The sequence below is a fragment of the Streptosporangium sp. NPDC000563 genome (genome assembly GCF_040299985.1).
GTDB lineage: Bacteria > Actinomycetota > Actinomycetes > Streptosporangiales > Streptosporangiaceae > Streptosporangium.
In genome coordinates this window covers 66,688-79,122 of record NZ_JBEPDA010000006.1, presented here as the reverse complement: position 1 = coordinate 79,122, position 12,435 = coordinate 66,688, and the positions used below count along the sequence as shown (strand labels likewise).

The 12,435-nt window shown below is 69.3% G+C and carries 10 protein-coding genes and 1 tRNA gene; 4 read left to right on the top strand and 7 right to left on the bottom strand.

The features are described from left to right. Positions 1-60: 60 nt before the first annotated feature. The 5 genes from ABT352_RS17505 to ABT352_RS17485 all read right to left on the bottom strand — a co-directional run bounded on the left by ABT352_RS17505 (position 61) and on the right by ABT352_RS17485 (position 6,334). Entirely contained in the window at positions 61-1,581 is a 1,521-nt protein-coding gene (locus tag ABT352_RS17505) for a condensation domain-containing protein (protein WP_350945871.1), read from the bottom strand. A 449-nt stretch (positions 1,582-2,030) separates the two neighbouring features. Next, complete coding sequence (locus tag ABT352_RS17500; RefSeq protein WP_350945870.1) at positions 2,031-3,380, bottom strand: pectate lyase family protein; 1,350 nt, start codon at positions 3,378-3,380, stop codon at positions 2,031-2,033. Between the two features lie 573 nt (positions 3,381-3,953). Next, positions 3,954-4,026 (bottom strand) — tRNA-Ala (locus ABT352_RS17495). Between the two features lie 148 nt (positions 4,027-4,174). Next, positions 4,175-5,701, bottom strand: a complete 1,527-nt coding sequence (locus tag ABT352_RS17490) for a vWA domain-containing protein (RefSeq protein ID WP_350945869.1) — start codon at positions 5,699-5,701, stop codon at positions 4,175-4,177. A gap of 99 nt (positions 5,702-5,800) precedes the next feature. Then, positions 5,801-6,334, bottom strand: coding sequence for a TIGR03086 family metal-binding protein (locus ABT352_RS17485; protein WP_350945868.1), 534 nt, complete (start codon positions 6,332-6,334; stop codon positions 5,801-5,803). A gap of 65 nt (positions 6,335-6,399) precedes the next feature. Between ABT352_RS17485 and ABT352_RS17480 the strand changes: the two genes are divergently transcribed. After that, positions 6,400-8,172 carry an asparagine synthase-related protein gene (locus tag ABT352_RS17480; protein WP_350945867.1) on the top strand — a complete coding sequence of 591 codons (1,773 nt, stop codon included), beginning with the start codon at positions 6,400-6,402 and terminating at the stop codon, positions 8,170-8,172. Next, positions 8,169-8,954, top strand: coding sequence for a DUF6597 domain-containing transcriptional factor (locus ABT352_RS17475; protein WP_350945866.1), 786 nt, complete (start codon positions 8,169-8,171; stop codon positions 8,952-8,954). Before ABT352_RS17480 ends, ABT352_RS17475 begins: the two co-directional genes overlap by 4 nt. A 2-nt stretch (positions 8,955-8,956) precedes the next feature. Here the strand turns inward: ABT352_RS17475 and ABT352_RS17470 are convergent, their stop codons facing one another. Then, entirely contained in the window at positions 8,957-9,436 is a 480-nt protein-coding gene (locus ABT352_RS17470; RefSeq protein WP_350945865.1) for a rhodanese-like domain-containing protein, read from the bottom strand. A gap of 175 nt (positions 9,437-9,611) precedes the next feature. Here ABT352_RS17470 and ABT352_RS17465 point away from each other — a divergent pair, with 175 nt between their 5' ends. Both ABT352_RS17465 and ABT352_RS17460 read left to right on the top strand, forming a co-directional pair. Next, the gene (locus tag ABT352_RS17465; protein ID WP_350945864.1) at positions 9,612-10,685 is read left to right on the top strand and encodes a helix-turn-helix domain-containing protein; all 1,074 of its coding nucleotides are present in this window, start codon (positions 9,612-9,614) and stop codon (positions 10,683-10,685) included. A gap of 692 nt (positions 10,686-11,377) precedes the next feature. Beyond that, positions 11,378-12,202 carry a hypothetical protein gene (locus ABT352_RS17460; protein ID WP_350945863.1) on the top strand — a complete coding sequence of 275 codons (825 nt, stop codon included), beginning with the start codon at positions 11,378-11,380 and terminating at the stop codon, positions 12,200-12,202. Positions 12,203-12,218: 16 nt separating this feature from the next. Here the strand turns inward: ABT352_RS17460 and ABT352_RS17455 are convergent. Continuing rightward, a partial coding sequence (locus ABT352_RS17455) for a hypothetical protein (protein ID WP_350945862.1) occupies positions 12,219-12,435 on the bottom strand: 217 nt, incomplete at its 5' end.

Sequence of the window (12,435 nt, the reverse complement as noted above, 5' to 3'; positions counted from 1 at the left end):
CGGTCATGCGGCGTGCTCCCCGGGAAGAACATCGGGGAACACGCTCATGGCCGGTCTTCCTCAGCCGACGGCCCGCACGTAGTCGCCGGGGGCGACGACACCGTGGCGCCCCTCGCGCAGGACCACCTCGACCACCGCCCTGGCGGCGGCGGAGGGGTCGGTGTCCCGCCCGACCCGCGCGATCAGCCCGTCGCCGACGGCCTCGATCCGCGCGACACCGGGGCCGAGGGCGAGATCCACCGCGGCCTGGACACCGGAGAGATCGACCCAGCACGAACGGGCACGCACCCAGCCCGGCCCCCGTTGCGCAGGGGGGATCCCGAAGTCCGCCGGATCGACGTCGCCGTCGGCGGCGGCGACGATGAGCCGTTCGACTCCGCCGAGGATGCCGGCGGTCTCGTCGGCGGTGGCCAGGCGGGCATCGAGAGCGAGCCCGCAGCCGAGCTTGCCGTCCAGCCGGTAGATGTCGAACTCCGCGGGGGCGCCGAACACGCGATCGCCCATGCCGGGTTCCACCCCGGCCCTCGGCAGGATCGTATGAACGTGGCCGCTCGTGTTGTTGACGACCACGTCGCGGTGACAGCGCATACCGCGGGCCCGTTCCGCCGCGCCCATCGTCTCGTCCAGTCGGACCGGGTCGTATCGGCCATACCTGTAAGCCGTCAGGGCGGCGGCGTTCGTCCGCCGGACCGACCCGAGGAACGAGGCCGAGGCACTGAAAGGAATGATCGTGTCCTGGGCGAGCGTTCCGACGTAGTCACGCGACTCCGGGGAGAAACGGTTGCTGCACAGACAGTGCAGCTGACATTCCGGGTCTTGGGTCCAGCCTGTCAGAAGCGCCGCGAACGCGGCCATCACCACCGCCGACGGCTGCGCGCCCGTCTTCGCCGCGACCTGGACCACCGCCTCCGCGGCGACCTGGGAGCCCAGCAGCACGTGATGATGGCCGCGCGCGTCGGGAAAGCGGAAGGGCAGACCGAGCGAGCACAACGGTCTTTCCGCCAGCTGACGGGCCCAGTATCCGGTCGACCCCTCCAACTGGCGCCGCCCGGCCGGGGTGAGCTCGTAGGTGGCACGGTCGGCGGGATGGTGCGTGGCGGGAGGAAGCGGTCGATCCGCCAGCAGCGCGGCGAGTTCGGCGCGCAGAATCGTCATCGCCGACAGGTCCGCCGCCACGTGCGACACGTGCAGGACGACCAGGAACGGAGATCCCGATCGGGTCACCACAGTCGCCCTCACCGGGAGGTCGACGGCGGGATCGAAAGCCCCGCCCGGCAGGAACCAGTCCTGGTGAGTGCCCGTGGCCTCGACCACCTTGGCGATGAGCGTCCCCGACGCGCGCACGAACTGCTCACCGTCCCGCAGCAGGGTCCGCAGTGCCTCCTGGCGACCGATCAGCGCGCCCAGCGCCGCACCGACCGCGTCCATGGTGCTTCCCCGGGGCACCCGCACCATCGTCGACAGGATGTCGGCCGGCCCCGGCAGGTCCGGGCTGATCCAGCCCAGCACATTCCTCTGACCGGTCGTTATGGGCCATCGGCCCGATCGGGAGCCGGAGAAGCGGACTTTCAGGTCATTCATCTCCGGCCACTACCGGTCATCGCGGTCCTCCTCACCGGGGGACCGCACAAAAAAACCGCATGAAATCCCGCGCGTATTCCCCGGCGTGTGTTCCTGCCGAAGGTGGTCGTCCCGGCGAGTCGACCCGCCGCGTCGACGGTTTCCGCCACGGCCGAACGGCTTGTTCAAGCCCTCTCCTTCGCACCCGCCACGTTGGCGTCGAGACACACCAATATGGCACTCGACCAAATTTCTGGTCGAGTGCCATATTGAGGGTCGTCGCCGATCGGTTCGCTCCCGATATCGGTGAAAGAATGCTAAGGAGCGCCATTGGGAGCGTCAAGACGGTGAGCGGTATTCGATTTTTTCTCTTTTCCGCCCCGGGCCGTGCCCCCTCCGGCTCCGCCCTGCGGATCGAGGACACGGTCCGGGGCGGGCATGACACCCCGGGAAATCGGCTTCACGGCCGTTCAGAGGTTGATCTTTCCTGCTCCCGCACCGGAGGTGACGATGGACTTGACGGCGGACGCTCCATCAAGGCCGTAGGAATACGGGATGGAGGCCACCGAACCACCCTGCTGCCCGCTGCCGGAACCGGTCAGATGGTTGTTGCGGGCCACCAGGGTGCCGGGGCCCGACGCGGCCTCGCCCAGGTGGTAGGGGTCGGGGACGTTCTCGAAGTAGTTGCCCTCGACCAGCACACCGGCGCCCTGAGTGGAGGCGACCCCGTATCCCCTGACGTTGGAGTAGTAGTTGTTGTAGACGTGCACGGGGTTGCCGAAGCGCACCCGGGGGTTGCGCTGGTTGGTGCCGTCGAGCCAGTTGTGGTGGTAGGTCACGCGCAGGTGACCCCTGTCCTCGGAGCCGTTGTCGTCGCTGTGCCCGAGCAGCATGGCCTTGTCATGGCTGTACAGGCGGTTCCACGACACGGTGACGTAGTCGCTGGCGCGCTTGATGTCGATGGCGCCGTCGTAACCGTTGGACAGCGTGTTGTGGTCGATCCAGACCCGGGTCGAGTACTGGACGTTGATCGCGTCGTCGTCCCAGTTCCTGAAGGTCAGGTTCCGGATGATCACGTTGGACGCGTTGGAGACGTTCAGGCCACAGCCGACGATCGTCGCTCCGGAGTTACCGATGATCGTCTTGTTGGAGCCGATCCTCAGCATGCCCGAGCAGGAGATCGTACCCGACACCCGGATCACGGCCGCGCCCGTCCCCGAGGCGGCGCTCGTCAGGGCCGACGCGCTCGTCACCGTGGTGGCGGCCGCGCTGCCGCCACCGGTCGTGCCTCCCCCCTGGGTCGCCCAGCCGACCAGACCGGTGGTGTTGGGCGGCGGAGGCGTCGGAGTGGGGGTGGGGGTGGGGGTGGGGTTCGGCGACGGCGGGTTGGTGACCGAACCGGTGCACGCGACCCCGTTGAGAGTGAAGGAGGTGGGCACCGGGTTGGATCCGCTCCAACTGCCGTTGAAGCCGATCGTGGTGGCGGCACCGGTCGCCAGAGCGCCGTTGTAGGCGACGTTCGCGGCTGTCACCGTGCTGCCGCTCTGGGAGAAGGTCGCGTTCCAGCCCTGCGTCACACTCTGTCCGGCCGTAAACGACCATTTCAACTGCCAGCCGTTGAGCGGATCTCCCAGATTGGTGATCGTGACGCTCGCGCCGAACCCGTCGCCCCACTGGGAGGCCACCGAGTAGGCGACCTGGCAGCCGGGCGCCGCGGAGACCGACGCGGCGGAGGCCGGCGCCGCGAGCAGGCCCGCCGCCAGGCAGAGGATTCCCGCCGCGCTCCTGAGGATCGCCGGTCCTCGTTGTCGCAAGATCATGTTCTTGCCTCCCTACTGGGCGCAGGACCGGAGCCGAACGCCCTGAACCCCCAGGTCATTCATATGGTTTCGGTGAGCCAAGTTCACTTAACCCGTTAAGTCAAGGAATCCGTTCCGGGCCGGATCCGACCAATCCCCCCGGCCCGGAAACACCACATCTCAACCAAAGGCGCACGACGCCCGCCTTCGACGTCTTCTGGCTGCTCGGAAGGGGAAGGTCATCCCATTGCCGACCGTTCGAGACGGTCGTCGAGGCCCCTGCGGTTCGCTCTCAGACCTCGCCCGCGCACGAAATCCCGAAGAAACTTTCATAACCGCCACGGGGCCACGTGAATTAGTTCAGAGCGTGGACAAATTTTCAGGAACGAGCCGGTGGCGACGCCGTACGGAATACCCAAGAAGCGTCGCCGTCCCTTAATCACTCACGTGCCGTCGCGATGATTTCCCGCTCCACGGCTCATCCGAAGCCCGGCCGGCGATCGCGGGACCCGGAAACGACGAGATCCCGTCCGATCATTTGATCGGACGGGATCTCGTCGGCCGTCACTGAGCCGACTCAGAAACGATCAGAGGTGGAGCTATGGGGATTCGAACCCCAGACCTCCTCCATGCCATGGAGGCGCGCTACCAGCTGCGCCATAGCCCCTCGTCGACGCCTCCGGGCCTGACCCGGCGACCACGCCAGTGTATAGGAGATCACCCCTCACCCTGTAACCGGCGTAACCGGCGCGGGCCGCCCACGAGGCCGACTCACGAGGAGCCGGCCCACTCGATCATGGAGTGCCCACGCACGCCTATCGGAGCGACGCGGCCTTCTCTATCAGTTCGGCGAGCTCGGTCACCGCGCGGTCCTCGGTGGAGGCGGCCAGGCGGGTGGCGTGGGCGGCGAGATCACCGGGCGTGGCTCCGGCGATCCCCTCCCCGGTGCGGAGATACTCGGCGAAGCCCGCTGCCACCACGTCGACCTGGAACCTCGGCGTGGGCCCCTCCCACGGCGAGTTCGCCAGATCGCCCGCCGCGAGGGAGCGAGAGGCTTCCGCCGGGTCGCGGGTGTCGGGATCCTGCCAGCGCACGGTGGCGGTGGCCAGCTGTCCCGACGACCCGCCGCGCAGCCGGAGCTCGTACAGGGCCGTCACCGAGTGGCCGGGGCCGATCTCTCCGCCGTCCTTGGTGTCGTCACGGAAGTCCTCGGTCGCGAGCCGCCGGTTCTCATAGCCGATGAGGCGGTAGGACTCCACGGCCGAGGGGTTGAACACGACCTGCGCCTTGGCGTCGCGGGCGCGCAGGTCGATGTTGGTGGCGAGCTGCTCGACGAAGACCTTGCGCGCGTCGTCGACGGAACCGACGTAGACCGCGGCGCCGTCGCCGTTGTCGGCGAGCCGCTCCATCAGCTCGTCACCGTAGTCGCGGCCGACGCCGACGCACAGCAGGGTGATCTTCTTGGCCGCGGCATCCTCGACCCGGTCGAGGATGCCGCGCCAGGTGGTGTCGCCGACGTTGGTCAGGCCGTCGGAGAGCAGGATGACGCGGTTGACGGCCACCGCCCTGAAGCTCGCCGCAGCCTCGGCGTATCCGCTGGTCAGCCCCGCCTCCAGGTTCGTGGACTGCTGGATGGCGAGGCGTTCGACGGCGGCGTGGAGCCTCTCCTTGTCGGTCGCGGGGGTCATGGAGAGGACGACGTCCGCCTCGTCACTGAAGGCCACGAGGGAGATCTGGTCGCCGGGTCCGAGCTGGTCGACGAGCTTGTGCAGGGCGTCCCTCACCAGGTCGAGCCTGCCCGGCTCGCCCATCGAGCCGGACACGTCCACCACGAAGGTGAGGTTCGCCGGCCGCCGGGCCTGCGCGCTCGCCTTCCGGGTCTGCAGGCCGACGCGGAGCAGCGCGGTGCCGTTTCCCGGGGTGCGGGCGCCGTCCATGTGCACGGTGAAACCGTCGTCCTCGGGTTCCGCGTAGTCCTGGGCGAAGGAGTTGACGAACTCCTCCGGCCTCACCTGGCCCGCCTCCGGCAACCTGCCCTCGGCGAGGATCCGTTTGCTGTAGCCGTACGACGCGGTGTCCACGTCGAGGGCGAAGGTCGAGATCTGTTCGGCGGAGGTGTCGCGCCTTCGGGTGGCCTCGCTTTCGGGAGTGGCCCGGGCCTCGGACTCGGTTCCCTCAGAGCTCTGATCTCCGGCCTCGGGGGCGGCGTCCGAGGGCATGGACGGGACCGCCCTTCCGGATTCCGGCACCGGCTCGCTGCCGGATCCACCGCAGGCGGCGGCGAACATCAGGGCGAGCAGCGCGAGCACGGCGAGGACGATGGTGAGCGGACGTGACTTCATGTCGCCTCCTGGGGATGCGTGTCATCCCCTACGACGACTCCTCTGCGCGGTCCGCCGGGAGCTTGACCCAAGCGAGCGCCAACCGTGTTCGGCGCGTGATCAGGGTTTCCAGGCCGGGTCCCGTCCGCTGAGCCCGAGCGCCCGCTCGAACGGCGAGGCGTCGCTCGCCACGGGCACCTCCTCCCCGAAGACTCCCAGGCGCCGTCCCTGCGGCGCCATCCCCTCGACGAAGGCGGCCACGGCCTCGCCGGTCGCGGCGTCCACCGTGTACTCCTGACCGGTGGCCCTGGCCAGGTCCCAGCCATGGATCACCGTGTCGCCCAGCACCATCTGGAGCACCATGGCCATGGGCATCCCCATCGTGGGACTGGTGCCCTCGGTCACCCCGGGTTCCGACCAGGCGGCGAGCAGCGCGGCGGCCCTGTCCGCGAAAGGGGCGTGGTCGGCGTCCTGCGACGGCGGCTGCTCGCGGCGGGCCAGTGCCTCGAACATCGCGGCCGTCCAGGCCAGGTGGCCGAGCAGCTCCCGCACGTCGAAGCCGTCGCAGGGGGTGGGCAGGCCCAGCTGGTCGTCGCGGACGCCGCGGGCGACGGCCGCGGCGCCGGTGACGGCACGTGACAGCATCTCGTTCATGCCTGCCATGCTGTCGAGCCGAACTCACAGCTGTCTTGAAAAAACGCGTCATAGGATCCTGCAGCATGCGCGTATATCTCGGCCTCGCGGCCAAACACCCAGGAGCCGGAATACCCGAGACGATGCTGCACACCGTGAGAGGCGCGATCGAGAGCGCGTTCGCCGTACCGCCCGAGGTCATCGGATCCCGGGAGTGGCACCGTCCCGGGATCGCGGTGTTCTCCTGGACCAACGAGCCCGACGACTCACGGCGTCCTCCCCTGCTGGAGACCGGCCACGACCGGGTGACCGGGGTGAACGGCTACCTGACCGCACCGGGTGACGTGAACCGGCTGGCGGCCATGCCGGTGCTGGACACCGAGGGGATCGGCGGGTGCTTCTCGGCGTTCCGGGCGACCGAGGACGAACTGTCCGCCGCCACCGCGGTCCACCGGATCTGCCCGGTCTACTACACCGAGACCCCCGACGTGCACGTGATCGGCAGCCGGGCGCTGCTCGTCCACCTCGCGGGCGGCGGCGAGCGCGTTGAGTGGGACGTGCTCGCGCTGCAGTCGATGGTCAGGCAGGGATACTTCCTGTCGGACGAGACCCCCTACCGAGGGGTGAGCACGCTGCCACCGTCCTCGTCGGTGACCGTCAGGAACGGCCGGCGCACGATCGTCACGACCCCGCTCCCCACGGCCGTGCCCGCGCCCGAGTCACGCAGGCAGAAGAAACACCTTGTCCGGGAGTTGGCCGAGGCGCTCCTGGCCACGGTGGAGCCGCTGCGCACGACCAGGGAGCCGGTGAACCTCGCCCTCACCGGCGGCAGGGACAGCCGCCTGATCGCCGCGGTGCTGCACGCGGCCGGCATCCCGCTGCGCGCGACCACCAACGGCCTGGACACCCATCCCGACGTGGTCATCGCCGGGAAGGTCGCCCGCGCGCTGCGCATCGAGCACACCGTCATCCCCCCGGCCCGTGTCGAGAAGAAGGACGCGATCGTCGTCGAGCATCCCCTCGCGCGGACCTACGAGACGTTGCGCGCCTGTGAGGGGATGACGTCGGCGTACGAGTCGATCGTCGGCTACCTCCCCTACAGCGCCAAACCCACCATGTCGGGGCAGAGCGGGGAGAGCCTTCGGGCCGGAAGCCTGCTGCTGCTCCAGACCGACCTGAGCGAGAAGGCGCTGCGCCGCCGGGTGGACGTGACCTTCCTGCGAGATCCCGCGCTGTTCACCGAGGAGGCCAACGAGCACGCCCGTGAGCTGGCCGAGCCCTGGCGAAAGCGGGCTCCGCTGGAGGCGCTCGACCACATGTACGTCTCCTACAAGGTCGGCCGCTGGCAGGCGGGGGCGCGGGCGGGCTCGCTGCGCAGAGGCGACCAGATCTGGCCGTTCTTCGACAACCGGGTGGTCCGCGCCGCGCTGGGTCTCGACCAGACCTGGCGGCTGTCGGAGGAGGTCATCTACGAGCTGCTCGGCATCCTGGCCCCGTCTCTGCGGAACATCCCGGTCGAGGGCAAGCCGTGGCGGTTCACCGCGGGGAAGCGCTACTACCCCTGGCAGCGCAGGCCGCCGGTGCTGACGGCGCCGAAGACCGGAGGGGGCGGCTGGAACTGGCGGACCAGTCCCGGCGCCGAGTTGACCGGCCTGATGCGCGACCACGTCCTCGGCCGCCTGGACCTGCTGTCTCCCATCGTCAAGCCCGACGAGGTACGCAAGCTGTTCGCCGAACCCGTCCTGAGGAAACCCACCCACGCCTGGCACCTCTACACGGTGGCCACCATGCTGGGGGGCGAGTATCCGGGCAAGGAACCGCAGGGGCTGCCGAAAATCCACATCCCCATCCCGTCGTGACGGGTACGCCCGCCGACGACACCCGGGGCATCCTGCACTTCGGGGCGGCCCGGTTCCGTTACGGGCGTCACGCGTGCCACCCGGCCCTGGCCCCCTTCGTCGAGCATCACTGGATCGTCCGCTGGGAGTTGGACGAACCGTACGAACAGCGGATCGTGTCCCATCCATCGGTGAACCTGGTCTTCCACGAGCACGGTTCCCACGTGGCAGGGGTCATCACCGGTGACTACCTGGAGGTCCTGACCGGCACCGGGGTCGTGGTCGGCACCCGCTTCCGGCCCGCCGGTTTCCGCCCCTTCCTCGGCGCCCCGCTGTCCACGATCACCGATCTCCGCGTCCCCGCCTCCCGGATCCTCGGGCCGGACGCCGACGCGGTGACCCCGGCCGTACTGGCCGCCTCCGACGAGGAGGCGGTACGGGCGCTGGAAGGGTTCCTGCTCACGCGGCTCCCCGTCCGCGACCCCGTCGCCGAGCGGGCGGCGGACCTCGTCGCGAGCGTGCTCACCGACCCGGCCATCGTCCGCGTCGGCGATCTGGCCGCCCTGCACGGGCTGAGTGTCCGGCACCTGCAGCGGCTGTTCAGCGACCACGTCGGGGTCTCCCCCAAATGGGTGATCCGCCGTTACCGCATCCACGAGGCCGCCGAGAGAGCCGGACCCGCAACCGACTGGTCGCGGCTCGCCGCCGATCTCGGCTACAGCGACCAGTCCCACTTCACCCGCGACTTCACCGGCGTCATCGGCATGCCGCCCACCGCGTACGTCCGCCGTCCGCCGAGGTGACGTCAGCAGGCACAGGCGACGCCGGAGACCGGCGCGGTCAGGGCGTCGACGGAGCGGCGGGACACGCCCGCGACGGTCTCGACGGGGAAGCCCTCCCTGGCCCAGTACTCGAAGCCGCCGAGCATCTCCTTGACCGGGTAGCCGAGTCCGGCGAACTCCAGCGCGGCCCGGGTGGCGCCGTTGCACCCCGGCCCCCAGCAGTAGGTCACCACGGTCACCCCCGAGGGAACGACCGAGCGAGCGCGTTCGGCGATCAACGCGGTGGGCAGGTGAACGGCTCCCAGGACATGGCCCTGCTCCCAGCCCTCCCGGCTCCGGGAGTCGACCACGACGATGTCCGTGACACCGGCGGCCAGGTCGGCGGCGACGTCGGAGACGTCGGTCTCGAACGCCAGCCTGGCGGCGAAGTGCGCCAGCGCCTCGGCATTCCTCGCGGCCGGTACCGCGGTGACGGCGGAGGGGGAGGGAACGGGGACAGACATGGGCGGCCTTTCAGACAACGGTGACGGCGGCGAGGTCCGCAGTGGCGGAAGGTACCGGTCGCGGTGCCCGGCTCGGGAGATGGCACCGGGGGTGATGCCTGGCACGAACAATGGTGTCGGTCGGCAGATCGGTTCCAACAGTGGCACGAACGCCGCTTATCGTTAATATCTCGCCATGCTCATCCCTCCGCCGGCGTCCCACGCCACACCTCCCGCCGTGTCCGTGCTGGCCTTCGACGGCATGTCACCTTTCGAGCTTGGCTGCGTGGTCGAGATCTTCGGCATCGCCCGCCCTGAGTTGGAGGTGCCCTGGTACAGGCTGTCGGTCTGCGCCGAGACGCCCGCCGATCTGCGGGTCACGGGCGGGTTCACGATGCGGACCGAGCACGGGCTCGACGCGCTTGAGGCCGCGAGCACGGTGATCGTGCCCGGGGTCGCGAATGTCCACGGCGAGGTCTCCCCCGAGGTGGTCACGGCACTGCGGCGAGCCCATGACAGGGGCGCGCGGGTCGTGTCGATCTGCTCGGGCGCGTTCGCCCTCGCCGCGGCCGGACTACTGAACGGCAGGAGGGCGACGACCCACTGGAAGTACGCCGAGCTGCTCCAGCACAGGTTCCCGCGGGTCGAGGTCGATCCGGATGTGCTCTACGTGGACGGTGAGGACGTGCTGACCAGCGCGGGCAGCGCGGCAGGACTGGACCTGCTCATCCATCTGGTGCGCAAGGACTACGGGCCCGGCGTGGCCAACGAGGTCGCGCGAAGACTCGTCATCCCCCCGCACCGGGAGGGCGGACAGGCACAGTTCATCCAGGCCGCGGTCCCTCACGTGGAGGACGGCGCCGCCGTGACCGCCGCGATGGCCTGGGCGTTGGAACACCTCGCGGAACCCATCACGATCGCCACCCTGGCGGAGGCCGCGCACATGTCCCCGCGTACGTTCATCAGGCACTTCGGACGGCAGACCGGGACGAGTCCGTTGCGCTGGGTCATCTCTCAACGGGTCGCGGCCAGCCTGACGATGCTGGAGTCCACCTCCGTGCCGGTGGAGGACATCGCGTCCGCGGTGGGCTTCGACAGCACGGCGACCTTCCGCCATCACTTCACCCGGACGATGCGCACCTCCCCCTCGGCCTACCGGCGGGCCTTCCGTGCCCCAGCGTGGTCCGACCACACGAAACCGCATGGATCCGAGCGGCGGACCCGGGAGCAGGGTTCGGCCACGGAACCTTGGCGCGAAACAAACCCATAGCCTAATTTACGCTTTATGACATCATCGCCCACTTATCCGAACAATCGCAATAACGGCGACATTAACGCTCTATAAATATAATCAAAAGCCTGGAGCGCAAAGAAACGCGCACCCTCCATCAAGCTTCCATTCCAGCTTTGAAGCACACTTCTCCCGCCTATCTCCTGGGCGCCCCAAGAATGTCCGCGCGGCGTTTTCTCTCAACAGGAAGGGAGAAACAACGCACGTGTCTACTTTCATGAAACGGACCCTTGCGGGCGGCGCGCTCGCCGGGGCCGTCCTGCTTCTGCACTCCCCTGTCCCAGTTTCGGCCGATTCGCAACTTCAGATATCGGCGCAGGCTCGCCACGACGAAATCCAATCCGCCGGAAGCACGCAGGGGGACCCCTGCCCTGTGGTGCTTGCCAGCATTTGCACGAACTTCGTATCCCTGCCCACCGTGATCCGCAGCACGGATGCCACACCCACCGGAGCGATCATCCACAAGGGCCTGCTGCAGCCCACCGCAAGCGATGCGATTTACATCCCGCTGTGCAGGTGGCTGGGGCTGCCCATCTTCCTCTGCCGAATTCCTGAAGGGACTCAGGGCCCAGCAGGTCCAGCAGGTCCAGCAGGTCCAGCAGGTCCCAGGGGCCCGGTGGGCCCGGTGGGCCCTCGAGGCTACACAGGTCCAGCTGGCCCAGCGGGCGCCGATGGCGCACCGGGACCCGAGGGACCAGCAGGACCCGCAGGCGCTGACGGCGCACCCGGACCCGAAGGACCACCCGGACCCGCAGGACCCGCAGGCGCCGATGGCGCACCGGGACCCGAGGGACCGGCAGGACCCGCAGGCGCTGACGGCGCACCCGGACCCGAAGGACCAGCAGGACCCGCAGGACCCGCAGGCGCTGACGGCGCACCGGGACCCGAGGGACCGGCAGGACCCGCAGGCGCCGATGGCGCACCCGGACCCGAAGGACCACCCGGACCCGCAGGCGCCGACGGCGCACCCGGACCCGAAGGACCACCCGGACCCGCAGGCGCCGATGGCGCACCCGGACCCGAAGGACCACCCGGACCCGCAGGCGCCGACGGACTCGACGGCGCCCCCGGCCCTGAAGGCCCTGAAGGCCCAGAAGGGCCAGAAGGGCCAGAAGGGCCAGCTGGTGCCGACGGGCTCGACGGCGCACCAGGGCCGGCAGGACCCGCAGGCGCCGATGGCGCACCCGGACCCGAAGGACCGGCAGGACCCGCAGGACCAGCAGGACCGCCCGGACCCGCAGGCGCTGACGGCGCACCCGGACCCGAGGGACCGGCAGGGCCGGCAGGACCCGCAGGACCAGCCGGGCCCGAAGGACCTCAGGGTCCCGTCGGGCCTCAGGGGCCGATCGGACCGCAAGGCCCGCCTGGAGCGGCGACAACCAGCGGAACGACTGTCGGCTACCCGGTCGTCAGGGCCCATATCGTCAGGGCGCCGATCGTCACCGCCCCGATCGTCTGGGCTGCCGCCGCTCCTCCGACCATCTGCACGGCCGTGAGAGTCTGCTGAGATTTTCAGCGGTCTCCTGGAAACAGGTCGATTGAGGTGTTCCCGTCCTGCGGTTCACTTCGAAGGTCTTTAGGACCGGGAGAGTGAAGTCCGGAAACGGCCGCACCGGACGGGTAACCGTCAACTGAAATACGGAGACCGAGGCCGAGGCCGAGGCGGCGATCCGGCTCGGCTGGCTCAACCTCCCGCTGACGAGCAGGCAGCTGCTTCCCGAGATCGGCG

Coding starts and splice junctions, on each gene's coding strand:
- ABT352_RS17505 (WP_350945871.1), bottom strand. CDS start 1,581: ATGAATGACCTGAAAGTCCGCTTCTCCGGCTCCCGATCGGGCCGATGG.
- ABT352_RS17500 (WP_350945870.1), bottom strand. CDS start 3,380: ATGATCTTGCGACAACGAGGACCGGCGATCCTCAGGAGCGCGGCGGGA.
- ABT352_RS17490 (WP_350945869.1), bottom strand. CDS start 5,701: ATGAAGTCACGTCCGCTCACCATCGTCCTCGCCGTGCTCGCGCTGCTC.
- ABT352_RS17485 (WP_350945868.1), bottom strand. CDS start 6,334: ATGAACGAGATGCTGTCACGTGCCGTCACCGGCGCCGCGGCCGTCGCC.
- ABT352_RS17480 (WP_350945867.1), top strand. CDS start 6,400: ATGCGCGTATATCTCGGCCTCGCGGCCAAACACCCAGGAGCCGGAATA.
- ABT352_RS17470 (WP_350945865.1), bottom strand. CDS start 9,436: ATGTCTGTCCCCGTTCCCTCCCCCTCCGCCGTCACCGCGGTACCGGCC.
- ABT352_RS17465 (WP_350945864.1), top strand. CDS start 9,612: ATGCTCATCCCTCCGCCGGCGTCCCACGCCACACCTCCCGCCGTGTCC.
- ABT352_RS17460 (WP_350945863.1), top strand. CDS start 11,378: ATGGCGCACCGGGACCCGAGGGACCAGCAGGACCCGCAGGCGCTGACG.